The following is a 26,707-nucleotide window of genomic DNA, read 5'->3' on the forward strand; positions in this document are numbered from 1 at the left end:
TCATTTCGCCGGGCTTTTTATAGTGATTTCACTTTCTAGGAATGTTCCAGATCCAGGCTAAACAAACGATTTGATTTACTAATTTTCTTGGCCACATAATGTGATTTACGTGTACGAATCAAAATAATCTGTGACTGAAATTCCAGCTCGCCAAATTCCGGTTCCACCTGCACATAATGCAGCTGACCATATTCATCCCGAACCCGCGCTTGAGCTGAAAATCCCGGACGGGCATTGCCACTGGAAATCGTCGCCAGACGGCCAATCAGATTGACGTCATGCTTTTTGTATTTCGGTGGAATGACCTGATCCAGACAGTGGATCATAAACACGGTGAAGAAAATCGCGATGATTAAAGCTGGAATGATCAGATAATATGCTGGCCAGAATTTCATCTCCTGTGAATACACCAATAGCTGTAGCACATAGCCGGCAAAGCTGAAGTTCATCAACAGGAAAAACACAATCAGGGTTTTGGAAAACTTGACATTGAGCAAGTCCAGATTATGTAAATCGAGAGGGGAAATCTTTTGGAAAAATTGGGTTGGACGTACCTTAAAAAAATAGCCTAAGGTTTCGACCAAGCCCAGCAAAATCACGGCGATCAGACTGAGATGAAAAGGCATTAGGTTATAGTCAGTGAAAAATGCCGGCATGGTCGCGTCCAGTGTAAGTGTTATTCTTCGAGATAAATTCCACCATCAGAATGCACGGTAATTTCAACTTTTTCAAGTGATTGGCCTTGACATGGTCCAGAAATACATTCACCGGTTTCAACCAGGAACAAGGCACCGTGAGTCGAACATTCAATAAATTCCTGGTCACGATCTAGGAACTGGTTTTCCAGAAATTCCAGTTCAACCTGTAAGTGTGGGCACAGGTTTTGGTAGGCATAGAACATGCCATCACGTTGCGTAATAAACATCGTATCCCCATTTGGAAGCTCAAAGGAACGTGATTCACGTTCCGGGATGTCTTCAGTCATGCAAATTTTATACATTAAGCACATTCCTTCTGGAAGTTGTTTAATAATGCCGCATATTCAGCAACAGGCAGACGTGGGCCAAATTGTGAAACTACTTCACTTGAGATCAAAATCGCCAGTTCAGCCGCCGCTTTCCAGCCTAGACCTGCATTCAGAGCATATAAGAATGCACCTGCAAAGGCATCGCCAGCACCGTTAGTGTCGACTGCTTCTACCTTGCGGCCTGGTACAGTAAAGCTTTGACCTTTGTTACAGATCAGTGCACCTTTGGCTGACAATGTAATGACAACGTGTTGGCTGATTTCTTGTAATTTTTCCAGTGCAGCCTCCAGATTGTCTGTACCTGTGTACATTAATGCTTCCTGTTCATTACAGAACAGCAGATCTACACCATCCGCGATCATTTCATCCAGACCACTACGGGCATATTGCACCATGGCTGGATCAGATAAAGTGAGGGCAATTTGGACATCACTGGCACGGGCAATGATACGCGCCTGTTCTACGGCATGACGTGCAGTTTCTGAGGTAGACAGGTAGCCTTCGATATACAGCCATTTCGCAGTTTTTAGCGGAGTAAAATCAATTTGTTCATCTGTCAGTTCAGCAGTAATACCGAGGTAAGTATGCATGGTACGTTCTGAATCAGGGCTGACCAGTACCATACAGGTACCAGTGACACCTTCACTGATGGAACGGGTTGTGGTCTGGATGCCAGCTTCATTTAAGCCATTCAGGTAGATTTGACCAAGATTATCATTACCCACGCGGCAGGCATAAAATGCGGAACCACCTAATGCAGCAAAAGCAACCGTAGTATTTGCAGCTGAACCACCAGAAGCCTGGCCTTTATAGGTTTGGGTCGCTTTCAGGTTTTCATACAGTACGGCTTGTGTTTCACCATCAGTGAGTTGCATGGTGCCTTTTTGCAGGGTGTTTGCAATTAGAAAGTCATCAGATACTTTAAATTCCTGGTCAATTAGCGCATTACCAATTGCAAAAAGATCAACATTTGCCATGTTAGAAAGTCACATTCAAAAAACGAAAGTCCTAAGTTTACACGAATGCTCAGGATTGCTGTAGGGTGTTGAATCATTTTCAAAATTTTTTGAGTATGGTTTAAAGATACTTAACTTGCACTTTGGTCGAATAAAAATGGATAATTTTCAAAATCATCCAAACATCCCATTGATTTAAAGTACAGATTTTATTTATAAGTGTAGTCTACCTGTGTTAAATCTGTAGAGGCTTAGACAGGTTGAGCCGAGACTATCATTTCTAAAAGTGTGTATATATGGATATTAAGATTGTAAAAGCCGAACAATTACCAGATCAGATCAACACTTTGGCTACCTTAGCGAAAAAGGAAGGCTATGATTTGATTGAGAAATTAGTTGAAGAATATCGCACAGGAAAAAACTCGTTTAGCAAAGACAATGAATATCTGGCAGTCGCTTACGATGGTGATAAGCTGATTGCCTGTGGTGGCTTGAACCAACAATGGGGGCCAGATGGCATTGAAGAACGGATCGGGCGTGTCCGCCGTTTCTATGTGCATCCGAAATACCGTCAACATGGGGTGGGCAAACAATTATTGGCGTATCTGGAACAGCTGGCACGTCCGCATTATTCAGCACTGTGTTTGCATACTGAAACCAAGCTGGCTGCAAGCTTCTACCAGAAGCAGAATTATGTCTTTGTGGAAAACCATCCAAACTATAACTATTTTAAATACTTGGTTTAAGCCAGCTTAAAATTTTCATTCGACGGTTAAAACTTGGTGATTTATTTTATGAATGACCAAGTTTACTTAATTCGATCAAAATGATCGGTTTTCAGCGTGAATAATAACAAGAACTAAAGCTATAATGCGATTAATTGTTTTTTATCTAAAAAATTAGGAGATCGCATGACTGTAGATGTCACTGAAACCATTTCACAAACTGTTCATCCTGCGTTTCAGTTGGTACGTCAACACCATGTTGAAGCTTTAGACATTTTAGTGTCTGAATATAAGCATAAAGTGACCGGCGCCACTCATTATCACCTGGCAACCAGTCACGATGAAAATGTCTTTCTCGTGGCATTCCGTACTCAGCCGATGGATTCCAAAGGCGAGGCCCATATTCTTGAACATACGGCGCTCTGTGGCTCAGAAAAATTCCCGGTACGTGATCCATTCTTTCTGATGATTCGCCGTTCCCTGAACACTTTCATGAATGCCTTTACCGCTGCAGACTGGACGGCATATCCATTTGCAACCCAGAACGATAAAGATTTCCAGAACCTGCTGGAAGTATATATGGATGCGGCATTTGCAGCGAACCTGAATCCGCTGGATTTTGCTCAGGAAGGTATTCGTATTGAACTGGAAAATGGTGAACCTGTTTATAAAGGCGTGGTCTTTAATGAAATGAAAGGGGCGATGAGTTCTCCTTCGGATCAGCTCTATCACACGCTGGCGCATTATCTGTTCCCAACCACCACTTATCACTATAATTCGGGTGGTGATCCTAAAGATATTCCTGACCTGACTTACCAAGAGTTGGTTGATTTCTATAAATCACATTACCATCCAAGTAATGCGGTCTTTATGACTTTCGGTAACAAGTCCGCTTATGAATTACAGGAACAGTTTGAAACTCTGGCACTGTCTAAATTTGAGAAAGGTCAGACTTTATATTCAACTCCGGAAAAACGCCTGACTGCACCACTTACCGTAACCGATACTTATGCCGTTGATGCTGATGACCTGCGTGACAAGACTTATCATGTGATTTCATGGTTATTGCCAGAAGCGAGTGAAATCAAGCTGCGTTTGGGTATGCGTCTGGTGGAAGGTATTTTGCTGGAAGATTCTGCATCACCACTACGTCATTACCTTGAAACCTGTGGCTATGCACAGTCGACTGGTCCATTTATGGGTGTCGATGATTCAAACTTTGAAATGACCTTCTACTGTGCAGTGCAGGGTTCAAATCCTGAACATGCTGAAGAATTTAAAAATGGCGTGTTTAAGATTCTGGAAGAAGTGGCTTCTAAACCAGTGGATCAAAAAGCCGTGGATGCGATCTTGCATCAGATCGAACTGCATCAACGTGAAATCAATGGGGATGGAACTCCATATGGCCTAAGCCTCATTCTCAATGGCCTCAGCAGTGCAATCCACCACCGTGATCCAGTAGAGGTATGGGATGTGGATTCTGCGATTGCTGCGGTAAAAGAAGAGCTGAAAGACCCGATGTGGTTGTCTAATCTGATCAAAGAGCATCTGCTTGATAATCCGCACCGTGTCCAGTTAACTCTGGTTCCGGATGCGACCAAATCAGCCAAAGAAGCTGAAGAAGAAAAAGCACGTCTGGCAGAAATTGGCAAAAACCTGACTGAAGAGCAAAAAACTGAAATTGAAAAACAAACTGAAGCACTGAAAATCCGCCAAGAAACACCGGATGACCTCAGCCTGTTGCCGAAAGTTGGTCTGGAAGATATTCCGGCGGAACTGCAGATTGTTCAGGGTCAACTGCGTGAGATCATTTCCAATCGTGTAGATACACCATTGAACCTGTACTATGCGGGTACCAATGGAATTTATTATCAACAGGTACTGGTACAGATTCCGGATGAAGTGGTGCAATCGCCATACTTCAACCTGTTGTCTATTCTGGTAGGTGAAGTCGGTGCAGGTGAGTATAGCTACCTGGAATTCCAGCAAATCCAGACTGCAGTCAGTGGTGGCCTGGGTATGGGCGCATCGTTGCGTTCTAAAGTGGATGACAAGAACAAAATTTCTGCATGGCTGACCCTAACCACGAAATCTTTAGTGAATAATCTGGAAGCGATCCAGTTGCTGAAAACCGGTTTTGAGCAGCTTCGCTTCGATGAAAAAGCCCGTATTATCGAGCTGTTGCAACAACGTAAAACGCGTTGGCATTCACGTATTTCTGGCTCAGGACATAGTTATGCAATGCAGGTTGCTTCACGTCAGCACAGCGCTTTAGCCACTCGTGACTATCACAATACCGGCCTGGGTGCATTGAACTGGCTAATGAACCTGGTGTCTCAAATCGAGAAAGATGATGCGGCTTATGATGCCATGATTGAAGAGCTGCAACGTATTCATCGTGCCTTGTTGCAGGCGCCGAAACAGTTCCTACTGGTCTGTGAAGAACCACATGCGGACCGTCTGGTCGAAGAAGTGCAAAACGTTTGGGACAAAGTCGCAGTGGATTCAACGCCAGTGCAGCTGACCCAAGTTGAAAAAGTCATGCAGGATACGGATGAAGCTTGGTTAATCCAAGCCAATGTACAGTTCTGTGCCGCGGCTTATCCGGCAGTCGAAGTCTCTCATCCGGATGCGGCGCCGTTGATGGTATTGGCAGGTTATCTGCGTAATGGCTATCTGCACAGTGCTATCCGCGAAAAAGGCGGTGCCTATGGTGGCGGTGCGAGCTATGACGGCAATGCTTGCTCATTCCGCTTCTACAGCTACCGTGACCCACGTCTGGCAGAAACCTTTAAAGACTTTGAAGCCAGCGTGCAATGGTTGCTCAATGTTGAACAGCAACCGCATCAGCTGGAAGAAGCAATTCTTGGCCTGATCGCGAGCATGGATAAACCGGGTTCACCAGCGGGAGAAGCAATTACTGCTTGTTATGCCTACCTGCATCAACGTACCCCGGCATTCCGCAAGCAGTTACGTGAACGTTTGCTCAATGTAACGCTGGATGACCTGAAACGTGTGGCACAGCAATATCTGCTTGAGCAACAACCATCTCGCGCCATAGTAGCACCAGTGGCAAAACGTGAAGCACTAGAACAGCTCGGATTTGTGATTCAACAGGTTCAATAAAATAAGAAAGGAAAAGTGAATGGCGCTTAATTCATTTAAGCGCTCAACTTTACAGCTAAGTGTTTTGCTCGGCTGTTTGAGTGGGGCGCAGGTGTATGCTGTCGAAAAAACTGTGCTACAAAGTCCGACACCTTCTACGGCAGAGGCTTGTGCAGCAGTAGAAATCAATTCAGAACGTTTGGCCTGTTATGATGCCTTATTCAAGGTGCCAGAAACAGACAAGACAGTACTGGTTTCTGAACGTCGTGCAGCAGCTGAATTGGCACCTGAACCGGATAACTTGCAAGCGAAAATCGATAAAACCGTTTCTAGTGTTGCAGTCAGTGAAGGTTCACCCCTAAAACCCACCCTTTCTTTACTGGACAGCCGTTGGGAGTTGTCTCCCGAAAGTAAGCTCGGCACCTGGAATATCCGTTCCTATCAGCCGGTGTATGTCTTGCCGGGATTCTGGACATCCAAGAAAAACGAGTTTCCGAGTAGTCCGAATGAACGCAATACGGTAACTGAAGATCAAAATCTGAAGTCGATGGAATCTAAATTCCAGCTGTCGTTAAAGACCAAAGCAGTTGAAAATATCTTTGGAGATAATGGTGACCTTTGGGTGGCTTATACCCAGTCTTCACGCTGGCAAGTGTATAACTCAGAGGAATCTCGTCCTTTCCGTGAAACCAACTACGAGCCTGAAGTGAGTCTGGTATTCCGGACTAACTATGATCTGTTTGGTCTGGACTGGCGTATGCTGGGCTTAACCCTGAATCACCAGTCTAATGGTCGTTCTGATCCACTATCCCGTAGCTGGAACCGGGTGATGCTAAATCTGGGCTTCGAGCGTAATAACTTTGCCCTGATGCTACGTCCTTGGTATCGTTTTGAAGAAGACCTTCCGGATGATAATAATCCAGATATTAAGGATTATATTGGTCGTGGTGATTTAACAGCCTTCTATCGCTGGAAGGATCATGACTTTACCCTGATGTTACGTCATACCTTAAAAGGTGGTGATGATAATCGCGGTGCAGCACAGTTTGACTGGGCATTTCCAATCAGTGGACGTCTACGTGGACATTTCCAGTTGTTTGATGGCTATGGTGAAAGCCTGATTGATTATAACCATAAGGCGACCTATGTCGGCTTAGGGGTTTCCCTGATGAACTGGTTCTAATGCCATTCATTAACCAATAAAAAATCCACGTTACGACGTGGATTTTTTATATCTAGCTATTTTATCCCACCTGAATTTCTGAAGGAGGATGTTTGAGTCGGCTCTTTTTCGGAGTTGCAATGAAATAAGCTAGTGTCAGTGGTCCCAAACGACCGGCAAACATCAGCAGCATCAGCACAAACAGACTGGCAGGTTGTAATTCATGGGTAATGCCACGTGAAAGACCTACGGTACAGGCTGCCGAAACGGTTTCAAACAACAAATCCAGAAAATCCTGATCCGGTTCCAGAATCAGCAGACTCATAAATCCACCAGCGATGAGCAGCGCCGTAATACAGACCACAGCCAAAGCCTTAAAGGTGGTTTTTTCTGGAATCGAATGCCGGAACAGGCGGATTTCATCTTCACGGCGCAGGAAACTGATCACACTGATCACCACAATAATAAAGGTGCCAACTTTAATCCCACCGGCAGTACTTAATGAGCCACCACCAATAAACATCAGGAACATGGTCACCAGTGTTGAAGCATTGGTCATCTGATCTAAGGGTAGACTGTGAAAACCAGAAGAGCGGGGAACCGTAGCATGGAACCATGCATTCACAGCTTGATCACCGACGCTCATGAGTGCCAATGTCTGTGGATTGGAGGCTTCCAGAATCCAGATCAGGATAAAGGCGGACAGATTCAATCCAGCAATGGTGCTCAGGATCAATTTACTGTTGGTCGTCAGTTTACTCCAGCGTTTATGCTGGCGGACATCCATCAATACCAGAAAACCAATCCCACCGATGATATACAGCATACTGATGGTAAAAGTAATGAAATACTGGTCCGAGAAGCTCATTAAACTGTTTGGGAACAGGGAAAAGCCACCATTATTAAACGCAGAAATACTGTAAAATAGCGCATAAAAGAATGCCTGGCTAAAGTTATAGTCTTGCAGCCAGGCAATGGTCAGAATCACGGTCCCAATGGCTTCAATGCAAATCGAGTAGAGAAAAACTGCTTTAATGGTAGTACTGATCTTTTTCAGGCTGGTTTGTCCAATGGATTCCTGAGCCATCACCTGTTGCCGTAATCCCATTTTCGGGGCCAGACTCATCGCCGCCAGAATGGCAAAGGTCATAAAGCCCAGTCCGCCACATTGCAGCAGAATCATGATGACGACTTTGCCAAATACGGTATAGGCTGCGCCGACATTGACGACGGATAAGCCGGTAATCGTCACTGCAGAGGTTGCGGTAAAAACTGCCTGAAACCAGGTTACCTCACCATGATGGGCAATCGGTAGCATCAGCAGTAATGAACCGATAATGATCAGCCCCACAAAGCCCAGCGCGATAATACTCGGCGGGCTAAGATTAATGGTGCGGTTTTTATGGGCAGTCATTTTCATAGGTTCTTAAAATGTTTGGATAAGCGGCGCAAAGGCTCTAACAGACCTTCAATGATCAGGATGTCATTCGTTTTTAATACCAGGTTTGGATCCAGCACATATTGCACTTCTGGACCACGTTTATGCAGGATAGTTTTAATTTCTGGTACATGATCCATCAGCTGATTCAGTTTTACACCGCTTTGTTCTGCATGAATTTCAATCTTGACCAGATAGCGGTCGTCCTCAAGTGCCATGTAGCGGCTAACCATCGGGTAGCTTAAGGACTGTGCAATACGCACGCCCATATCTTCTTCGGGGTGAATAATCTTGTCGACACCGAGATGAGTCAGAATCATGTGATGCGCTTTGGATTTAGCCTTGGCCCAGATTTTCTGCACGCCCATATTTTTCAGATGCAGTACGCAGAGGATACTGGCTTCTATATCTTCACCAATCGCAACTACAACGGCTTCACAGTTCTGGACATTCAGTTCATCCAGCACATGCTCGTCGGTCGCATCTGCGATTACCGCATGGGTCAGATTGTCGGAAACATTTTCAACATATTTCTTGTTCAGGTCGATGCCAATAACTTCATGGTTGAGCGACATGAGTTGAGTTGCCACAGTGGCCCCAAAACTGCCCAAACCAATCACAGCAAACAGTGCCATGTATTTTTCCTAAAGTTGTCGCGCTTATCGATGCGCCTTACATTTAATATCTGCCTATCTTAGTGCTTTATTTATATTTCAGCTATTTGCGTTACATAAATATTTAAGATTGAAGTGAATGACTTGCATAAAAAAACCGCCTCGAAAGACGGTTTTTTAAAATTTAGTCATACTGACTTATTTCAGGAAACGCTGATAACCCAGATTGTTGGTGATTTCCTGGTATGGATAAGTGATGCTTTCCAGGGTTTCAAGCAGTCCATCCGGGTTCTGCTGTGCATCTTCTGCTTCCAGACCGACCAGTACACGACCTTCAGCAGCGCCGTGGTTACGGTAGTGGAACAGAGTAATGTTGTGAGTAGGACCGAGACGTTCCAGGAAGGTCAGCAATGCACCTGGACGTTCCGGGAATTCCACACGGAACAGACGTTCATTTTCGATATCGGCATGACCACCAATCAGGTAACGTATATGCAGTTTAGCCACTTCATCATCAGATAGATCATCTACATCATATTGGAATTTCAGGTTTTCAAAAATTTCCTGACGCTCTTTTTCACCATTTTTCAGGCTGATGCCGACAAAGACTTGCGCAGCAGATGCATCGCTAGCACGGTAATTGAATTCGGTGATATTACGGCCTTGCAGCGCACGACAGAATTTCAGGAATGAACCTTTTTCTTCTGGAATGGTCACGGCAAAGATCGCTTCTTTCCGTTCACCAAGTTCGGTACGTTCTGCGATATAACGTAGACGGTCGAAGTTCATGTTCGCACCGCAGACGATAGATACGATGTTTTTCCCTTCAATGCCGTGCTCAGCCACGTATTTTTTGATACCTGCTAGTGCCATTGCACCTGATGGTTCAACGATGCTACGACATTCATCAAAGGTATCTTTAATCGCAGCACAGATTTCATCGGTATTCACCAGCACTACATCTGGTTCTACGATTGGGCCTGAGTTATCTGATTTTTGCAGACGGATCACATCAAACGGTTTTTCACCAATCTGTGCAACCGCAGTGCCATCAGCAAACAGACCGACAGATGGCAGAATCACACGTTCATTGTGTTCAAAAGCGGCTTTTAAACATGCTGATTCTTCATATTCAACAGGAATCACTTTAACGTGCGGTGCCACATCACCCAAGTACGCTGCAACACCTGCAATCAGACCGCCACCGCCTACAGCAACGAAAACATATTCTACATCACGCCATTGACGCAGAATTTCGTTAGCAATGGTCCCTTGACCGGCCATGACCAGTTCATCGTCATAAGGTGGAATGAAAGTCATGCCATCTTCTTCGGCACGCTGGATCGCATATTTATTGGCAACGTCAAATGAATCGCCATGCAGAACTACTTCACCGCCAAGACGTTTAACGGCTTGTACCTTGATGTCTGGTGTGGTTTTCGGCATCACAATAATCGCGCGAATACCCAACTTTTTCCCTGACAGTGCCACGCCTTGTGCATGGTTGCCTGCTGAAGCTGTGATAACGCCACGTTCGAGTTGTGATTTCGGTAATTGACTAATACGGTTATAGGCACCGCGTAGTTTGAAAGAAAAGACCGGTTGTAAATCTTCACGTTTAAAGCGAATGTTGTTTTTCAGACGTTCGCTAATTCGTGGCGCTGCTTCGAGTGGAGTTTCGATTGCAACATCGTAGACCGTTGCTTGTAAAATTTGTCGAACCAAACGAGACAGCATGTTAATTTTCCATCTAACAGTTTAAAATAAGGGTCTATTGTAACAAACCACAAGGCTGAGCGGTTTAAAATTACTGCAAAAGTCCAAATTAGTTGAGTGATGTCATGAGTCTATATGCAACCCAAGATGAGAAAAAGCAAGCTGCAGCCAAAGCAGCATTAAAGCACTTACCAAAAGGGGGCATTTTAGGCGTAGGTACTGGTAGTACTGTTAATTTTTTAATTGAACTGTTACCTGAACTGCAATTAGAAGCAGCGGTCGCTAGTTCTGAAGCAACTGCAGAACGCCTGAAAAAACTGGGCATTGAAGTGGTTGATATGAACAGCGTGGGTGGTCTGGATGCTTATGTAGATGGTGCAGACGAAATCGACCGTCACCTGCACATGATTAAAGGTGGCGGTGCTGCGCTGACACGTGAAAAAATTGTGGCTTCTATTGCCAAAAAATTCGTGTGTATCGTCGATGATTCTAAATGGGTCGAGCAGTTAGGCCGTGAATTCCCGCTTCCTGTTGAAGTGATTCCAATGGCTCGTTCTGCTGTGGCGCGAAAATTGGTGGCGTTAGGTGGTGACCCGGTTTATCGTGAAGGTGTAGTGACAGATAATGGTAACGTGATTCTGGATGTGTATAACCTGAATATCCTGAATGCAATTGATCTGGAAAAAACCATTAATAATATTCCAGGTGTGGTATGTAACGGGATCTTTGCACTAAACAAGGCAGATATCGCGATTGTTGCAACCAATGATGGTATTGAAGAGCGTACTGCTATTTAATTTTTTAAAATCTCCCCAAACCCCTCTTTTTTAAAGAGGGGCTTTCTCCCTCCTTTGAAAAAGGTGAGCAGCACTGCTGCGCAAGGAGGAGGATTAAAATAACGATTAAATATTAAAATGACTCTAAACGACTTACCCGAAATTCAAATCACCCGAAACGTTCGCTCAACACGTCTCAGACTTCGTGTAGAGGGGGATCAAATTCGTTTAACAGCTCCAGTCTTTTGTAATAAAAAACAGATTCAGAATTTTATTGACCAAGCTGAAAGCTGGCTACTCAAAACCTGGAAATCCCAGCAGGAAAAAAATCAAAGTATTGATAGATCTTTACCGACAGAATTGCAGCTTTTCAATCAGGCTCAGTCAATCCAGATCGTGTATCAAAGTCAAAAGCAGAACTTTGTTTTTAATGCTGAATCATTACAGCTATCGATCAGTGACCGGAATCCTGAAACCTATTTAAAAGCCTTTGCCATTTCTTATGCTAAAGAACAGTTGCCTGTTTATCTGGACAAAGTAAGCCAAGAAACAGGATTATCATTTAACATTTGTAATGTTCGCCAGCCGAAAACACGATGGGGCAGCTGTTCGGCTAAACATGACATCATGCTGAATAGCGGGATTATCCTGTTTCCAGAACATATTGTGCGTTACTTGTGTGTACATGAGCTGGCACATACCCGACATTTTGATCATAGTCCGCGTTTTTGGGCAGAAGTGGAAAAGCATGATCCTAATTATTCCATTCATCGAAAAATGCTTAAAAACACAATCATGCCGTATTGGTGGATGAACTAGAATTAAAAGAACAATCACAGAAAATATAATTTCTTAAAAATAATATTCAAATCATAAATTTATATAAAAAATGGTTGGAAGTTTTTCTGCTGCACTTATGAAAATTGATTATTTTTAATTCCCGATCTGCTTATCTAGAATGCGGAAAAATTAAACGGTTCTTAGTCTTTTTAACTATAAGACTAGAGGCTGTATTTTCCAGTACATAGGGTAGATTACGATGGTTCAATCCAGGTTATTATTCATTTTCACGCTAATTTTTAGTGTGTTCTTGACTGCATGTAATAAGGCAGAAGCACCACAAGAAAAAGCAGAAGAATCAGCTTATAAAGCGGATACCGTCCGTATTGGTTACCAGCGTTCTTCTACACTGATGACCTTGTTAAAAGAAACAGGGGAATTGGAAAAGAAACTGGCTGAAAAGAAGGTCAAAGTCAGCTGGCATGAATTCACCAGCGGTCAGCCTTTGGCAGAAGCGCTGAATGTTGGCAGTGTCGATGTAACGGCAGATGTGGCAGATACAGTTCCTGTGTTTGCACAGGCTGCAAAAGCAAATCTGACTTACTATGCCAAAGAAACTGCTTCACCAAATGCACAAGCCATTCTGATTCCACAAAATTCGACTATCAAATCAGTGGCTGATCTGAAAGGTAAGAAAATTGCTGTAACCAAAGCAGCGGGTAGCCATTACCTGTTGATCGCAGCTTTAAATCAGGCAGGCCTAAGCTTTAAGGATATTACTCCAGCATGGTTAAGCCCGGCAGATGGTCGTGCAGCTTTTGAACATGGTGGCGTGGATGCCTGGGTGACTTGGGAACCGTATGTATCCAGCGGTACTGTAGTTCAGCATGCCAAAGTGCTGGCATCTGGTGAAGGTCTGGCAAGCTACACCCGTTATTACCTGACTGGCTATAAATTTGCCCAGGAAAATCCAGCGATCTTAAATGACATCGTGGATACATTGAAAGAAAAAGCAGCTTGGGTAAAAGCTCATCCGGATGAAGCGGCGAAAATTCTGGCACCATTGTGGGGGGATCTGCCACAGGAAGTTGTCCTGAAAGCCAATGCGAATCGTAGCTATAACGTACAAACAGTATCTTCTGAAGATATGCCAGAACAGCAAAAGATTGCCGACGCATTCTTTAATGAAAAGCTGATTCCAAACACGATTGATGCCAAAGCATCTGACATTTTCCAAACCCATTAAGGTTCAAGAAGCCTCGACATAGTCGGGGCTTTTCATGTTTTAGAAAATAGCCTAAGCAGATGTATTGGTATCAAATGTTGAAGAGATCTTCCATGTCCCAAATTCCAGAACTGAATTACCAGCAAATCCGGGAAAAGCTATTGGCGAAACAAGAAATCGCCATTGTTGATCTGTGTGAAGAACATATTTACGCACAAGCACATCCTTTATTTACCACTAATATTTCACTGTCCCGTTTGGAAGTTGAAATTCTGAACCGCATCCCACGTCTAGATACCACCATTGTAATCTATGATGATAGCGATGGCCGGGTAGAGCGCGCTTATGCAAAGCTGACCCGTTATGGCTATAGCCAGGTGTACGTCCTTAAAGGTGGGGTAAATGCCTGGCAACGTGATGGTGGTGAGCTGTTTATTGATGTGAACTCAGCCACCAAAGCGTTTGGTGAATGGGTTGAGCATTTCAAGCATACGCCGTCACTCAGTGCAGAGGAAGTGCAAGCCAAGATTGATGCGAATGAGAATATCGTGATTTTGGATGCACGCCGTTTTGATGAATACAACACCATGAGCATTCCAACCGGGCAAAGCGTACCGGGTGCTGAACTGGTATTGCGTGCGCCGTCTTTGGTGAAAGATGAAAATACCATGATCATCGTGAACTGTGCGGGCCGTACCCGTAGTATTATTGGCACCCAGTCATTGGTCAATGCCCAGATTCCACATCCAGTGTATGCACTACGTAATGGCACAATTGGCTGGACATTGGCGGGTCAAAGTCTGGAGCATGGTCAAAGCCGTTCTTTTAAAGATACAAAGATGGCTTTAAACCCAGAACTACTCGAAAATGCCAAACATCTTGCAGCTAAAGCCAAAGTAAAAACAATTTCCCTTGAACAGCTAAATCAGTTCAAAGCAGATTCAAGTCGTACCACCTATATTTTTGATGTGCGTGATGAAGAGGAATATATCCAAGGCCATTTAGTTGGCTCACGCTGGGTCGCGGGTGGTCAGCTGGTGCAGGAAACCGATCATAATGCGGCAGTACGTGGCGCACGCATTGTATTGGTGGATGATCAGCTGGTTCGTGCCTATATGACTGCGTCATGGTTAGGACAGATGAACTGGGAAGTTTATGTGCTGGAAACTGAGTTTAAGGCAGCATTCACGGAACAAGGGGCCTGGAAGCCGCAAGTGCCTCTAGTCAAGGAAATTCCATTGATTTCACCAAGAGCATTGGCTGAACTTAAACAGCAAAAAGATATTGCGATTTGGGATGTGCTGCCATTTGCACAGTACAAAAAAGGGCATGTGCCGGGAGCAGCCTGGTTACTCAAAGCGGATACTATTGAGCTGATCCAACAAGCTGAATTTCAGGCCAAGGAAGCCATTGTATTGACCTGCGGCGCTGCCATATTATAGCCAAATTTGCTGCTGAGGAAATTGAACCTTATCTGGCACCGGGGCAGGAAATTTATGTACTGGAAGGTGGCAATGCTGGCTGGAAAAATGCAGGCTTTGAACTGACGACAGAAGATGTCCAATCTTTGTCACCTCAGATCGACCGCTATAAACGTCCTTATGAAGGCACTGATAACTCCTTTGAGGCGATGCAGGCTTATCTGGACTGGGAATATGGACTGGTCGAACAGTTAAAGAAAGATGGTACTCATGGTTTCTTTGTAGTTTAAGCATGAGATGAGAAGAAGCCGCACGATGCGGCTTTTTCTTATTTATAGAAATAGTCTAACTAATATACATAAACCTTCTAAAAAATTAAGGAAACCTCTCAAAAGAAAAGATCAAATTAAAAAACAACCAATCCCAAGTGAAACAGTTTAGAAAATATCAAGTTCCTGTCATACTACAGGCCATAAAGGAAACATCTATTTTGAGGTAATCATCGTGATTTCAGTGGGTATTGTTGGTGGTACAGGTTATACAGGCGTTGAACTTTTGCGTCTATTACTACGACATCCAAACGTTGAAGTAAAAGCACTGACCTCACGTACCGAAGCAGACCGCCGTGTGGATGACATGTTCCCAAGCCTGCGTGGTCATACCGATCTTCAGTTTTCTGACCTGAGCATTGATCTGCTGAAATCTTGCGATGTGGTGTTCTTTGCGACTCCTCATGGTGTGGCAATGAAACATGCTGAAGAATTGGTGGCTGCCAATACCAAAGTCATCGACCTTGCGGCGGACTTCCGTCTGCAAAATCTGGATCAGTTTGAAAAATGGTATGGCATGGAACATGCTTGTCCATCAGTATTACAAGATTCTGTGTATGGTCTGTCTGAACTGAACCGTGACAAGATCAAACAGGCGAATGTGATTGGTAACCCAGGCTGTTATCCAACCACTGTACAACTTGGTCTAGCACCAGTATTAAAATCAAGCGACGCCTTGGTTAAACCAGAAAGCATTATCATTGATGCTAAATCAGGTGTATCTGGTGCAGGCCGTAAAGCCAGCCTGGGCATGATCTATTCTGAAAATGCAGACAACTTTAAGGCGTATGGTGTAGCAGGTCATCGTCACCATCCTGAGATCGTGGAAGCATTGGAAAATATCTCAGGTCAAAAAGGTGTATTTGACCATATTCTGTTTGTGCCACATCTGGTACCAATGATTCGCGGTATGCTGTCTACAATTTATGTAGATTTAACAGAAGCAGGTCAGGCTGCTGATTTACAGGCATTGTATGAACAGTTCTATGCCAATGAACAGTTTGTTGATGTGATGCCAGCCGGCAGCTCACCAGAGACCCGTTCTGTACGTGGTGCCAATGAACTGCGTATTGCACTGTACAAGCCACAACCAACCAAACTGGTGATCCTGGTTGCACAGGACAATCTGGTCAAAGGGGCAGCAGGTCAGGCAGTACAGAACATGAATCTGATGTTTGGCTTTGCTGAAAATGCTGGCCTGCAGAATATTGCTTTATTACCATAAAAAACGTATTAAAACTTCACACACATTTGAATTTCGATTTAAATGTGTGTCTTGAAAAAGATAGAAGAGAACACAATGCCGAATACTGAACCCAACGATATGATCCAGGATGAAAAGGAAAAAACACCCTTTCTGAAAGGGAATCTGCCACTTGCAATTGGTGCTGCAGTGCTGGTGCTGGGCAGCGGCCTGCTTGGCTATTCTGTGGGTCATCGTCAGGGTTTAACGGCAGTGGGCTTTGAGGCAGATGCCGAACAGTTGGTTGAAGTGGTACAAAAGCAGAAAACCAGTCTGGAAGCATTAAACAAAAAACTCAATGCGACCACGCAGGAACGTGATCTGGCAGTCAGCAATGCTAATGACCTATTTCTGGCGGTAAACAAGGCGCGTGATGAGCATACCCAGGCAGAAAGTCTGGCGGTGCTGTATCGTGAAGTGCTGCGTCAGCGTGGTGGCCTGCCATTGTCGGTACAGCATATTGCAGTCAAACCGTTACCTGAAAACGCTTACGAATATCAGCTGGATCTAATTCAGATCAGTCCAAGCAAGGCACGTGTCTCTGGTTCTGTAGAAATTCGTCTGATTCGTGGTAGCGAAATTTTGGTCGTACCAATGGCAGACAAAAACTTTAATTTTGAAAATTATGAACGTCTGACCGGGCGCTGGACCATGCCGAAAGGCTTTGTGCCTGAGTTTATTGAAGTTCGCCTCACAGGAGCTAAACCTGTGACTCGCCGTTTTAGTTGGGGTAAGGGTCCGGCAATTGAAAACCAATCTGCATTCCTGTCTGAGATCCCACAGACTGAACCGAATGCAAACTAAGTGTGAAAAGTAAATCTATGCCAAGCAACAAACGTCATATTTGTCTAAGTGAAATTAAGAATTCCTTTTACCAGTCTGGTATTGTCGACTGGCACATCAGTCCGCGCTTGGCAAACACGTTTGAGGATGAAGATGCTGATATTGCAGTGCAAACTGCACCACCAGAATTAAAACGTCCACCCCTGTACGCTGTAGTCCTGTTGAATGACGATTACACCCCAATGGAGTTTGTAATTGAAATTTTACAACAATACTTTGCAATGAATCTTGACCAAGCTACACAAGTAATGCTAACTGTACATTATGAAGGAAAAGGTGTTGCTGGCGTCTATCCACGAGACATTGCGGAAACGAAAGCGAACCAAGTCAATAATTACGCTCGATCACAAGGTCATCCATTACTTTGCCAGATTGAGCCTAAAGATTAAGGGGGTTGCATGCTCAGTCGTCAATTAGAAGTATCACTACGTTTGGCTGTTAGCATGGCTCGTCAAAAGAGACATGAGTTTCTGACAGTAGAACATTTATTATTGGCTTTACTTGATAATGATTCCGCAGTGAATGCGCTGAAAGCGTGTGGTGCAGATATTGTGGTATTGCGTAAAGAACTTGAAGAATACGTAGAACAACACACTCCAAAACTCGGTGAGAATAACGATCAGGCACCCCATCCAACTGAAAGTTTTGACCGAATCCTGCAGCGTGCAATTTTCCATGTACAGTCAAGTGGTGGGGATCGTACCGTTGAAGGTGCTGATATTCTAGTTGCAATGTACTCTGAGCGTGATTCGTTTGCAGTGTATCTGTTGAAACGTCATCAGATTAATCGTCTGACTTTGACACAATATCTATCTCATGGCACTCGCAAGGAAGAAGTACAGTCTGAAGAAGAAATTGAAGAGCTGGATGGCGAATCTACATCTTCAAGTGCTTCTGGTCCATTGGATTTGTACACAACCAATCTGAACCTTGAAGCGCAAAAGGGTAAAACCGATCCGCTGATTGGCCGTGAAAAAGAAATTGAGCGTGCTGCACAGATTCTTTGCCGTCGCCGTAAAAACAACCCGCTGCTGGTGGGTGATCCTGGTGTTGGTAAAACTTCCATTGCCGAAGGTCTGGCATGGTTAATTGTCAATGGCAAGGCACCTAAACCGCTGGAAAAAGCCGAAATCTATAGTCTGGATATCGGTGCACTTGTAGCAGGAACCAAATACCGTGGTGACTTCGAAAAGCGTCTTAAACAGCTGTTAAATGCGCTGAAAAAGAAACCGGAAGCGGTACTATTTATTGATGAGATTCACATGATCATTGGAGCGGGTTCTAGCATGGGCAGCACCATGGATGCATCGAACCTGATCAAACCAGCTTTGGCGAATGGTACATTGCGTTGCATCGGTTCAACCACATTCCAGGAATACCGCCAGGTTTTTGAAAAAGATCATGCCTTGTCACGTCGTTTCCAGAAAATTGATGTGAATGAGCCTTCAATTTCTGAAACGATTGATATTTTGCGTGGTTTGAAATCGAAGTTTGAAGATTTCCACCATGTGAAATATGAAGATCAGGCTTTGGTCTCTGCAGTTGAACTGTCAGCGAAATTTATCAATGACCGTTTCCTGCCAGATAAAGCCATCGATGTGATTGATGAAGCAGGTGCTCAACGTCGACTGAAAGCAGAGCAGGACGACAGTCTGATTACCGTGGAAAACATCGAAGATATCGTGTCCAAGATTGCCCGTATTCCACCGAAAACAGTTTCTAAAGACGACAAGACCGTGCTTGAGAATCTGGAACGTGATCTTAAACGAGTGGTGTTTGGTCAGGATGAGGCGATTGAGGCCCTGGCTTCAGCGATCAAACTGTCACGTGCCGGTCTGAAATCTCCAGATAAGCCAGTGGGTAGCTTTGTCTTCGCAGGTCCTACTGGTGTAGGTAAGACAGAGGTCACTAAACAGCTGGCTAAACTGCTGGGTGTAGAACTGGTACGCTTCGACATGTCGGAATACATGGAGCGTCATGCGGTTTCTCGTTTGATTGGTGCACCTCCAGGTTATGTCGGTTTTGACCAAGGTGGCTTGCTGACCGATGCGATTCACAAAAATCCGCACTGTGTCTTGCTGCTGGATGAGATTGAAAAAGCACATCCGGATGTGTTCAACCTGTTGTTGCAAATTATGGATCATGGCTCATTGACCGATAACAACGGCCGTAAGTCAGACTTCCGTAATGTAGTGTTGGTACTGACCACCAATATTGGTGCAGAAAGCATTTCCCGTGTCAGTATTGGTTTCATGGAGCAGGACAACAGCAAAGACAATCAGGAAGCGATGAAGAAAGCGTTCTCACCTGAATTCCGTAACCGTCTTGACGGTGTGATACAGTTTAAGGCATTGCCGACTACGGTGATCGAAAGTGTGGTAGACAAGTTCTTGACTGAACTGCAAGCACAACTGGATGAGAAGAAAGTGGTGCTGGAAGTGGATCAGAGTGCGCGTGAATGGATGGCTGAAAATGGTTATGATCGCCTGATGGGTGCTCGTCCAATGCAACGTTTGATTCAGGAACATCTGAAAAAACCACTGGCAGAAATGATTCTGTTTGGTGAGCTTGCAGAAAATGGCGGTAATGTCGCAGTCTCTGTCCGTAAAGAAAATGGCAAGGCTGTCGGCTTGAAATTGGAAGTATTTGAAGACCAGACTGCTGAACCAGCTTAAAAGTCCAAGAAATTAAAAAGAACCCGTGCAAGCACGGGTTCTTTTATTGTTATGATCAAATAAATTTTTTCTTAAATGTCTAATAACACGATATGGAATTTCAGTTCAGTAAACTCATCACCACATTCTGCCTATTTCTGATCACTGCCGTGATGGAAATTTTGGGATGTTATTTTCCATATCTGATTTTAAATCAGGGTAAAAGCCACTGGTTCTGGCTACCGACGGCGTTATCACTAGCAGTCTTTGTCTGGCTGTTAACTTTGCATCCCGCGGCTTCAGGCCGTATCTATGCGGCCTATGGCGGTATTTATATCTTTACAGCACTGATGTGGCTGCGTTTTGTTGATCAGGTGAGTTTATCTCGTTGGGATTTGCTCGGTGGGCTGGTGGTAATCCTCGGTGCACTGATTATTATTTTGCAGCCACAAGGTCTGATTCGTTAATTCACTTCAAACCATGTAATACGTTTCCGCTGTAAAGGCTTATTTGCCTTTACAGTCTTTCTGAGTAATTTCCACATCATACGTTTGTGTGGTTGAGCTGAGTTCCAGGCTCACTTTATATGGATTTTGCAGTTGATACTGGTGTTCATAGAAAATGGCACAGTTATTCAGAAGATTCTTGCGGATCAGGCTGGTCACTTCCTTCGTGCCCTTATCCTGTTCAAACTGGGCAAAATCCGGGGTAATGATCAAGCCTTTGAGTTCGGTTTTATCAGCCGTCAGTTTTAACTGTTCAATTACCGTGTTCTGGTCAATCTGCAGCGGCAAGGTTTTGGAATCTTCCGCACTCAGAACGGCCAGCAGTTCATTCAGTTCGGCCTTTTTCTTGATCTTGTATTTACTGTTGATGATCTGTTTTTGTTGCAGATATTGGTCAAATTCTGATGCGTGAATCGCTGTGGAAATAATGCCTAAACCCAGGCCAAGTGCAGCGAAAAAAGGTGTTCTATATTTCATGTAAATCACGAAGAGTTGCTGTATTTATGCGCTTAATGAGAACATGAATAAAAACACTGCGCAACTCGACCTTTGTAAATTTCAAATTTATACGTCTCATCAAATTACTTATTCATAAGATATAGAATTTCAAAAAGAAATTATGTGAAAAATCTATTAAGAAATATAAATTACTTTTTGTGTGAATATTCATCTACGTTTATAGTCATACACCTCCCCAATAGCAACATACAGCTTTGTGCCAGTATGTGTGCGCAAAACGACATGTGTTTATGAGCAAGAAAATAATGATTCATAAACCAGGAACTTTTATTTTCAAAATATAGGGTATTAATTTGAGTCAAGCATATACCAAACAGGAAAAGGCGAGTCGTATCAAGGGGATTGTAGGTGCTGCCTCCGGTAATCTGGTCGAATGGTTCGATTTCTATATTTATGCTGTATTTGCAGCCTATTTTACCAAAGCACTGACTGCGCCGAATATGGATAGTTCGACTCAGGCAATTTATGTCTGGGGCGTATTTGCAGCCAGTTTCTTTATGCGTCCGATCGGCAGCTGGTTATTTGGCCGTATTGCGGACAAGCATGGCCGTAAAAAGTCCATGGTAATTTCCATCTGCCTGATGGCACTCAGTTCATTTCTGTTTGCGGCATTGCCAACTTATGAGCAGGTGGGGATGGCAGCCCCATTCCTGCTGTTGATGGTACGTTTGCTACAAGGCTTATCGGTTGGTGGTGAATATGGTTCCGTCGCGACCTATATGAGTGAGCTGGGCTTACGTGGTCAGCGTGGTTTCTTTTCCTCTTTCCAGTATGTGACCTTAACCGGTGGTCAGCTTCTGGCCAGTCTGCTGGGCGTGATTTTCCTCGGCTTTATGTCTGAACAGCAGTTGCTGGATGGCGGCTGGCGTATTCCATTTGTGATTGGTGGTCTGGCTGCGATTGGTTCATTGCTGGCACGTAGCCGTCTGGAAGAAACCTTGTCACATGAAGACAGTGACAAAGAAGAGTCCGGCACCCTACGTGAACTGTTTAAGAATCACTGGAAAACCTTCCTGCTGGTGGTGGGTTATACCTCAGCAGGTTCACTCAGCTTTTATGTGATTACGGTGTATTCAAAAACCTATCTGACCAATATCGGCATTGATCCAAAGACCGTCGGTTTTATCATGACCGCCTGTATCTTTGTCCTAATGATTGCACAGCCGGTATTTGGTGCTCTATCGGACAAGATCGGACGGCGTACCTGTATGCTGCTGTTTAGTGGCCTGATGGCAATTGCGATTTATCCTGTGATGGCGGTGGGTATGCGGGCATTCAGTGAAACCCCATTTATCATTGCATTATTGCTGATCTTCCTGATGCTGCTACTGAGTCTGTACACGTCGATTGGTGGTATTGTGAAAGCGGAAATGTTCCCGCCGCATGTACGTGCCTTAGGTGTAGGTTTCTCTTATGCTGTGGGTAATGCTGTTTTTGGAGGGTCAGCTCCTTCAGTCGCCTTACAGTTCAAATCTGCAGGCATTGAAAATGTCTTCTTCATTTATGTCATTATCATGCTACTGGTATGTTTCTTCTGTAGCTGGCAGTTGCCGAAAGAACCGAAATTCTTAAAAGATGATCACTAAGCTTTAAGCAATAAAAAAGCACCTATTCAGGTGCTTTTTTATTGGACTGCAATTACTCTTTTTTCAGGTTTTCATTCAACAGGAATTCAACCAGTGCCTTTTGGGCATGCAGACGGTTTTCAGCTTCATCCCAAACCACGGCATTTTTGTGGTCCAGCATGTTTTCTGAAATTTCTTCGCCACGGTGTGCAGGCAGGCAGTGCATGAACAGACAGTCTGGATGTGCCAGATCCATCAGGCGTTCATTCACTTGATAGTTCGCGAATGCTTTTTCACGCACTTTCTGTTCTTCTTCCTGGCCCATGCTCGCCCAAACGTCAGTTACGATTAGGTCAGCATTAACCGCTGCATCTTCAGCAGAATCAACTAGTTCTACGCAGTGTGCGAATTCAGACAGGAATTTTTCTTGTGGCTCATAGCCTTTAGGTGCAGCAACTTTCAGTTTAAAGCCCCACATGTGTGCTGCTTCAATGTATGAATTACACATGTTGTTACCATCACCGATCCATGCCACTGTTTTACCTTCGATCGAACCGCGGTGTTCCAGGTAAGTCTGCATGTCAGCCAGTAGCTGGCAAGGGTGGTGGTCATCCGTCAGCGCATTGATCACAGGCACTTTTGAATAAGAAGCAAAACGTTCCACAATGTCATGACCGAAAGTACGGATCATCACGATATCCAACATGCTTGAAATCACACGTGCTGAATCTTCAATTGGTTCACCACGGCCCAGCTGGGTGTCACGAGAGGACAGGAAGATTGCGCTGCCGCCGAATTGGGTCATGCCAGCTTCAAACGAAACACGGGTACGGGTACTGGATTTTTCAAAAATCATACCCATGACTTTACCAACGAAAGGCTGGAAAACTTCATTGTTATGCTGTTTGCGCTTGAGCTCGATCGCGCGTTGCAGAATCTGGTTGAGTTCTAAAGTCGATAAATCGCGTAAAGTCAGAAAGTGACGGAGAGCCATTCGTTACTCCACAATAATTGCTGAAAAGCAGGTTCAACAATTAGTTGTTGGTTAGTTAAATAAAATACGGAATCGGCTAATATACTATATGAAAAGCAAATTGCAAAAAAACTAGACCTTTTGATGACCGTCTAGAAAGCGATCGACACAATATTGAATATATTTGATGGTTTCTTGATCAGTTTCGTCGCTTGGTAGACCCATCAAAATACGCCATTCGATATTTCTTAAAATGCCGAAATATAGTTGTGCCGAAAATAATGGATTTGGACAGTTGAGCAGACCTTTTGCATGCGCCTGTGACAATACCTCAGCAATGGACTGCTGGATATGTTTAGGGCCCTGTTCATGAATATGCCGGGCAATATCCAGATTGCGACCACTTTGTTCCACAATCAGACGTATAAATGCAGCGTTCTGCGGCTGTTTGATGTGCTGGAAAAAGTTTACCAGCGTCTGAATCAAGTAATTTCTAAAATTCTGAGCCGTGTCTAGAGAAAAAGGCAGGCAGATATCTTTAAAGAACTGGGTACGGCGGTAGTCACAGATCGCCTTAAATAAACCTTCTTTACTGCCGAAATATTTATAAATGGACGCTTTGGAGCCGCCGGCATGATTGACGATGTCATCCAGTGAAACTGCATCATAGCCACGTTCCAGGAACAGCTCGGTCGCACTGATCAGCAAGGCGAGACAGCGCTCATGTCCACGTTTGGTTGGTGGCACATCTTTGGCTAATGGTTCCAGTTGGACAAGATCCTGCATATTGATAATGAAATCAGCACATTTTGAAATAGTTCAGAGGTCATCATATCAAAGTTACGCCCATATTTCATGGCAAGCGTGTAAGCCTTGTTTTGTTTGACAATTTTACTGGCCAGTACTTGCATGTTTGACTAAAGTTTTAGAGCATTTATTCTATCAGGTCATGGATTGAGCAACCGTTCTGGGTATACTCAGATTTCAATAATTAAAGCCAACACTGTGGAAAGGGAAGATGACACAACAAACGTCTGCAGGTTTAAAGTTTAGAGAAGCATTAGAAACTGAGAAACCTTTACAAATTATTGGAACCGTAAATGCCTATGCCGCGATGATGGCAAAACAGGTTGGTTATAAAGCCATTTATGTCTCCGGTGCTGGTGTCGCGAACTACTCCTATGGTCTGCCTGACCTGGGTATGACCAGTCTGGATAATGTCCTGGAAGATGTCCGCCGTATTACTGAACGTGTCGATACGCCATTGTTGGTGGATATTGATACTGGCTGGGGCGGTGCCTTTAATATTGCCCGCACTATTAAACAAATGATTTCTGCCGGCGCAGCAGCAGTACATATTGAAGACCAGGTGGCACAGAAGCGTTGTGGTCACCGTCCGAATAAAGAAATCGTCTCCCAACAGGAAATGGTGGATCGTATTAAGGCAGCAGTTGATGCTAAAACTGATTCCAACTTTGTAGTGATGGCACGTACCGATGCCTTGCAAAAAGAAGGCTTGCAAGGTGTGATTGACCGTGCCTGTGCCTGTGTTGAAGCGGGTGCCGATGCCATTTTTGCCGAAGCCATGACCGACATCACCATGTATAAAACTGTGTGCGACGCAGTGGGTGTGCCGGTATTGGCCAATATCACTGAATTTGGTGATACACCGTACTACACCACAGATGAACTGGCTGAGCAGGGCATTCGCATGGTGCTATATCCATTATCCGCAACCCGTGCAATGCAGAAAGCCGCGTTGGAAGTGATGCACTCCATTCGCGAGCATGGCACGCAGGTGCATGTACTGGACAAGATGCAGCAGCGTAAAGAACTTTATGAATTTTTAGATTATCACAGCTTTGAAGACACCTTAGATAAACTGTTCAAGCAGGAGAATTAAAACAATGGCTGAAGGAAAAGTACTGACAGGCGCAGGATTGCGTGGACAAGTTGCAGGGAAAACTGCACTTTCAACAGTAGGCAAAAGCGGCGCTGGTCTGACCTATCGTGGTTACGATGTACAGGATCTGGCAGAACACTGTCAGTTTGAAGAAGTGGCCTATCTGATTTTCTTTGGTGAATTGCCAACCGCTGAACAGCTTGCAGCTTATAAAGCCAAACTGAAGTCATTACGTAGCCTGCCACAAGCACTGAAAGAAGTTCTGGAGCGTATTCCTGCGGACTCGCATCCGATGGATGTGATGCGTACTGGTGTATCGATGCTAGGCAATCTGGAAACAGAAAAATCATTTGCCGAACAGCAGGACGTGGCGGATCGTATTCTGGCAACATTACCGGCGATTATCTGTTACTGGTATCGCTATAGCCACGACGGCATCCGTATTGAAGAAAATACCGATGATGATTCGATCGGTGCTCAGTTCTTGCATTTGCTACGTGGTGAAAAGCCAAATGCGCTACATGAGCAGGTGATGAATGTATCGTTGATTCTGTATGCAGAGCATGAATTCAATGCTTCTACATTTACAGCACGTGTTTGTGCTTCAACGCTATCTGATCTGCATTCTTGTATCACCGGTGCAATTGGTTCATTACGTGGTCCACTGCATGGCGGTGCCAATGAAGCTGCAATGGACATGATTGAAAACTGGAAGTCACCAGAAGAAGCTGAACGTGAAATGTTGGGCATGCTGGAACGTAAAGAGAAGATCATGGGCTTCGGTCATGCGATCTACAAAGACAATGATCCGCGTAATGGCATTATTAAGCAATGGTCACAAAAGCTAGCGAAAGATGTGGGTGATACCGTGCTTTATCCAGTATCTGTCCGTTGTGAAGAAGTGATGTGGCGTGAGAAGAAATTATTCTGTAATGCTGATTTCTTCCATGCATCTGCTTACCACTTCATGGGCATTCCAACCAAACTATTCACGCCAATCTTCGTGATGTCACGTGTTACCGGTTGGGCAGCGCATGTCATGGAACAACGTGCCGATAACCGTATTATCCGTCCAAGTGCGGATTATATTGGTCCTGAATTGCGCAAGGTTGTGCCAATTTCTGAGCGTAGTGCTGTAGCAGTTTAATACGGTATGTGATTTAAAAAAGCGGTGATCAGTTCACCGCTTTTTTATTTCTTATATTCTAGGACTTACGCATTGACGGA

25 protein-coding genes are annotated in these 26,707 nt (G+C 44.3%); 16 read left to right on the forward strand and 9 right to left on the reverse strand.

What is annotated here, in order from left to right; genetic code table 11:
• Positions 1–35: 35 nt before the first annotated feature.
• The 3 genes from GW12_RS14360 to GW12_RS14370 are packed head-to-tail and all read right to left on the reverse strand — an operon-like array spanning position 36 to position 2,004.
• The gene (locus GW12_RS14360) at positions 36–656 is read right to left on the reverse strand and encodes an OB-fold-containig protein (protein ID WP_034588862.1); all 621 of its coding nucleotides are present in this window, start codon (positions 654–656) and stop codon (positions 36–38) included.
• Between the two features lie 20 nt (positions 657–676).
• The gene (locus tag GW12_RS14365; protein ID WP_171077719.1) at positions 677–985 is read right to left on the reverse strand and encodes a Rieske (2Fe-2S) protein; all 309 of its coding nucleotides are present in this window, start codon (positions 983–985) and stop codon (positions 677–679) included.
• A gap of 14 nt (positions 986–999) precedes the next feature.
• Complete coding sequence (locus GW12_RS14370) at positions 1,000–2,004, reverse strand: adenosine kinase (RefSeq protein WP_034588867.1); 1,005 nt, start codon at positions 2,002–2,004, stop codon at positions 1,000–1,002.
• Positions 2,005–2,279: 275 nt separating this feature from the next.
• Between GW12_RS14370 and GW12_RS14375 the strand changes: the two genes are divergently transcribed.
• From GW12_RS14375 to GW12_RS14385, 3 genes are all read left to right on the forward strand, one after another.
• Positions 2,280–2,729 carry a GNAT family N-acetyltransferase gene (locus tag GW12_RS14375; protein WP_034588870.1) on the forward strand — a complete coding sequence of 150 codons (450 nt, stop codon included), beginning with the start codon at positions 2,280–2,282 and terminating at the stop codon, positions 2,727–2,729.
• Between the two features lie 165 nt (positions 2,730–2,894).
• Positions 2,895–5,834 carry an insulinase family protein gene (locus GW12_RS14380; RefSeq protein ID WP_034588871.1) on the forward strand — a complete coding sequence of 980 codons (2,940 nt, stop codon included), beginning with the start codon at positions 2,895–2,897 and terminating at the stop codon, positions 5,832–5,834.
• A gap of 19 nt (positions 5,835–5,853) precedes the next feature.
• Complete coding sequence (locus GW12_RS14385) at positions 5,854–6,996, forward strand: phospholipase A (protein ID WP_034588872.1); 1,143 nt, start codon at positions 5,854–5,856, stop codon at positions 6,994–6,996.
• A 61-nt stretch (positions 6,997–7,057) separates the two neighbouring features.
• Here the strand turns inward: GW12_RS14385 and GW12_RS14390 are convergent, their stop codons facing one another.
• From GW12_RS14390 to ilvA, 3 genes are all read right to left on the reverse strand, one after another.
• Positions 7,058–8,395, reverse strand: coding sequence for a TrkH family potassium uptake protein (locus tag GW12_RS14390; protein WP_034588874.1), 1,338 nt, complete (start codon positions 8,393–8,395; stop codon positions 7,058–7,060).
• Positions 8,392–9,048, reverse strand: coding sequence for a TrkA family potassium uptake protein (locus GW12_RS14395; RefSeq protein WP_034588876.1), 657 nt, complete (start codon positions 9,046–9,048; stop codon positions 8,392–8,394). Before GW12_RS14395 ends, GW12_RS14390 begins: the two co-directional genes overlap by 4 nt.
• Before the next feature lie 177 nt (positions 9,049–9,225).
• Positions 9,226–10,764, reverse strand: a complete 1,539-nt coding sequence (gene ilvA, locus GW12_RS14400) for a threonine ammonia-lyase, biosynthetic (RefSeq protein ID WP_034588878.1) — start codon at positions 10,762–10,764, stop codon at positions 9,226–9,228.
• A 104-nt stretch (positions 10,765–10,868) separates the two neighbouring features.
• Here ilvA and rpiA point away from each other — a divergent pair, with 104 nt between their 5' ends.
• From rpiA to GW12_RS14445, 10 genes are all read left to right on the forward strand, one after another.
• On the forward strand, positions 10,869–11,540 hold the full coding sequence (gene rpiA / locus GW12_RS14405) for a ribose-5-phosphate isomerase RpiA (RefSeq protein ID WP_034588880.1): 672 nt from the start codon (positions 10,869–10,871) through the stop codon (positions 11,538–11,540).
• 117 nt (positions 11,541–11,657) lie between these two features.
• Positions 11,658–12,338, forward strand: coding sequence for a M48 family metallopeptidase (locus tag GW12_RS14410; RefSeq protein WP_034588883.1), 681 nt, complete (start codon positions 11,658–11,660; stop codon positions 12,336–12,338).
• Positions 12,339–12,603: 265 nt separating this feature from the next.
• Entirely contained in the window at positions 12,604–13,545 is a 942-nt protein-coding gene (locus GW12_RS14415) for an aliphatic sulfonate ABC transporter substrate-binding protein (protein ID WP_264673537.1), read from the forward strand.
• Between the two features lie 92 nt (positions 13,546–13,637).
• Positions 13,638–14,966: a rhodanese-like domain-containing protein gene (locus tag GW12_RS14420; RefSeq protein WP_264673535.1), complete on the forward strand. Its 1,329-nt coding sequence runs from the start codon at positions 13,638–13,640 to the stop codon at positions 14,964–14,966.
• A 125-nt stretch (positions 14,967–15,091) separates the two neighbouring features.
• Positions 15,092–15,235, forward strand: a complete 144-nt coding sequence (locus GW12_RS16140) for a hypothetical protein (protein ID WP_264673536.1) — start codon at positions 15,092–15,094, stop codon at positions 15,233–15,235.
• Between the two features lie 208 nt (positions 15,236–15,443).
• Positions 15,444–16,499 (forward strand): N-acetyl-gamma-glutamyl-phosphate reductase, encoded by a 1,056-nt coding sequence (gene argC, locus GW12_RS14425; protein ID WP_171077720.1) that lies wholly within the window; start codon positions 15,444–15,446, stop codon positions 16,497–16,499.
• A 75-nt stretch (positions 16,500–16,574) separates the two neighbouring features.
• Positions 16,575–17,321, forward strand: a complete 747-nt coding sequence (locus GW12_RS14430; protein ID WP_034588890.1) for a DUF6776 family protein — start codon at positions 16,575–16,577, stop codon at positions 17,319–17,321.
• Positions 17,322–17,338: 17 nt separating this feature from the next.
• The gene (gene clpS / locus GW12_RS14435) at positions 17,339–17,749 is read left to right on the forward strand and encodes an ATP-dependent Clp protease adapter ClpS (protein ID WP_034588912.1); all 411 of its coding nucleotides are present in this window, start codon (positions 17,339–17,341) and stop codon (positions 17,747–17,749) included.
• 9 nt (positions 17,750–17,758) lie between these two features.
• Positions 17,759–20,035, forward strand: coding sequence for an ATP-dependent Clp protease ATP-binding subunit ClpA (gene clpA / locus GW12_RS14440; RefSeq protein ID WP_034588891.1), 2,277 nt, complete (start codon positions 17,759–17,761; stop codon positions 20,033–20,035).
• A gap of 92 nt (positions 20,036–20,127) precedes the next feature.
• Positions 20,128–20,481, forward strand: coding sequence for a YnfA family protein (locus GW12_RS14445; protein WP_034588893.1), 354 nt, complete (start codon positions 20,128–20,130; stop codon positions 20,479–20,481).
• 39 nt (positions 20,482–20,520) lie between these two features.
• Here the strand turns inward: GW12_RS14445 and GW12_RS14450 are convergent, their stop codons facing one another.
• Complete coding sequence (locus GW12_RS14450; RefSeq protein ID WP_034588896.1) at positions 20,521–20,997, reverse strand: hypothetical protein; 477 nt, start codon at positions 20,995–20,997, stop codon at positions 20,521–20,523.
• A 335-nt stretch (positions 20,998–21,332) separates the two neighbouring features.
• Here GW12_RS14450 and GW12_RS14455 point away from each other — a divergent pair, with 335 nt between their 5' ends.
• Positions 21,333–22,625 carry an MFS transporter gene (locus tag GW12_RS14455; protein ID WP_034588899.1) on the forward strand — a complete coding sequence of 431 codons (1,293 nt, stop codon included), beginning with the start codon at positions 21,333–21,335 and terminating at the stop codon, positions 22,623–22,625.
• 52 nt (positions 22,626–22,677) lie between these two features.
• Here the strand turns inward: GW12_RS14455 and argF are convergent, their stop codons facing one another.
• The gene (gene argF, locus GW12_RS14460) at positions 22,678–23,598 is read right to left on the reverse strand and encodes an ornithine carbamoyltransferase (RefSeq protein WP_034588901.1); all 921 of its coding nucleotides are present in this window, start codon (positions 23,596–23,598) and stop codon (positions 22,678–22,680) included.
• 111 nt (positions 23,599–23,709) lie between these two features.
• Positions 23,710–24,363 (reverse strand): TetR/AcrR family transcriptional regulator, encoded by a 654-nt coding sequence (locus GW12_RS14465; protein ID WP_034588903.1) that lies wholly within the window; start codon positions 24,361–24,363, stop codon positions 23,710–23,712.
• Positions 24,364–24,595: 232 nt separating this feature from the next.
• Here GW12_RS14465 and prpB point away from each other — a divergent pair, with 232 nt between their 5' ends.
• On the forward strand, positions 24,596–25,480 hold the full coding sequence (prpB, locus tag GW12_RS14470; protein WP_034588906.1) for a methylisocitrate lyase: 885 nt from the start codon (positions 24,596–24,598) through the stop codon (positions 25,478–25,480).
• A 4-nt stretch (positions 25,481–25,484) separates the two neighbouring features.
• Entirely contained in the window at positions 25,485–26,627 is a 1,143-nt protein-coding gene (gene prpC, locus GW12_RS14475; protein ID WP_034588908.1) for a 2-methylcitrate synthase, read from the forward strand.
• Positions 26,628–26,707: the final 80 nt, after the last annotated feature.

Source organism: Acinetobacter sp. HR7, from assembly GCF_000773685.1.
In the GTDB taxonomy this organism is placed as follows: domain Bacteria; phylum Pseudomonadota; class Gammaproteobacteria; order Pseudomonadales; family Moraxellaceae; genus Acinetobacter; species Acinetobacter thermotolerans.

Excerpts from the sequence above, each read along its gene's own strand:
- clpS (WP_034588912.1), top strand. The coding sequence starts at position 17,339 with ATGCCAAGCAACAAACGTCATATTTGTCTAAGTGAAATTAAGAATTCC.
- GW12_RS14430 (WP_034588890.1), top strand. The coding sequence starts at position 16,575 with ATGCCGAATACTGAACCCAACGATATGATCCAGGATGAAAAGGAAAAA.
- prpC (WP_034588908.1), top strand. The coding sequence starts at position 25,485 with ATGGCTGAAGGAAAAGTACTGACAGGCGCAGGATTGCGTGGACAAGTT.
- GW12_RS14375 (WP_034588870.1), top strand. The coding sequence starts at position 2,280 with ATGGATATTAAGATTGTAAAAGCCGAACAATTACCAGATCAGATCAAC.
- GW12_RS14465 (WP_034588903.1), bottom strand. The coding sequence starts at position 24,363 with ATGCAGGATCTTGTCCAACTGGAACCATTAGCCAAAGATGTGCCACCA.
- rpiA (WP_034588880.1), top strand. The coding sequence starts at position 10,869 with ATGAGTCTATATGCAACCCAAGATGAGAAAAAGCAAGCTGCAGCCAAA.
- GW12_RS14380 (WP_034588871.1), top strand. The coding sequence starts at position 2,895 with ATGACTGTAGATGTCACTGAAACCATTTCACAAACTGTTCATCCTGCG.
- clpA (WP_034588891.1), top strand. The coding sequence starts at position 17,759 with ATGCTCAGTCGTCAATTAGAAGTATCACTACGTTTGGCTGTTAGCATG.
- GW12_RS14445 (WP_034588893.1), top strand. The coding sequence starts at position 20,128 with ATGGAATTTCAGTTCAGTAAACTCATCACCACATTCTGCCTATTTCTG.
- GW12_RS14450 (WP_034588896.1), bottom strand. The coding sequence starts at position 20,997 with ATGAAATATAGAACACCTTTTTTCGCTGCACTTGGCCTGGGTTTAGGC.
- GW12_RS14370 (WP_034588867.1), bottom strand. The coding sequence starts at position 2,004 with ATGGCAAATGTTGATCTTTTTGCAATTGGTAATGCGCTAATTGACCAG.
- GW12_RS14420 (WP_264673535.1), top strand. The coding sequence starts at position 13,638 with ATGTCCCAAATTCCAGAACTGAATTACCAGCAAATCCGGGAAAAGCTA.
- GW12_RS14410 (WP_034588883.1), top strand. The coding sequence starts at position 11,658 with ATGACTCTAAACGACTTACCCGAAATTCAAATCACCCGAAACGTTCGC.
- prpB (WP_034588906.1), top strand. The coding sequence starts at position 24,596 with ATGACACAACAAACGTCTGCAGGTTTAAAGTTTAGAGAAGCATTAGAA.
- ilvA (WP_034588878.1), bottom strand. The coding sequence starts at position 10,764 with ATGCTGTCTCGTTTGGTTCGACAAATTTTACAAGCAACGGTCTACGAT.
- GW12_RS14365 (WP_171077719.1), bottom strand. The coding sequence starts at position 985 with ATGACTGAAGACATCCCGGAACGTGAATCACGTTCCTTTGAGCTTCCA.
- GW12_RS14395 (WP_034588876.1), bottom strand. The coding sequence starts at position 9,048 with ATGGCACTGTTTGCTGTGATTGGTTTGGGCAGTTTTGGGGCCACTGTG.
- GW12_RS14385 (WP_034588872.1), top strand. The coding sequence starts at position 5,854 with ATGGCGCTTAATTCATTTAAGCGCTCAACTTTACAGCTAAGTGTTTTG.
- argF (WP_034588901.1), bottom strand. The coding sequence starts at position 23,598 with ATGGCTCTCCGTCACTTTCTGACTTTACGCGATTTATCGACTTTAGAA.
- GW12_RS14390 (WP_034588874.1), bottom strand. The coding sequence starts at position 8,395 with ATGAAAATGACTGCCCATAAAAACCGCACCATTAATCTTAGCCCGCCG.
- GW12_RS14360 (WP_034588862.1), bottom strand. The coding sequence starts at position 656 with ATGCCGGCATTTTTCACTGACTATAACCTAATGCCTTTTCATCTCAGT.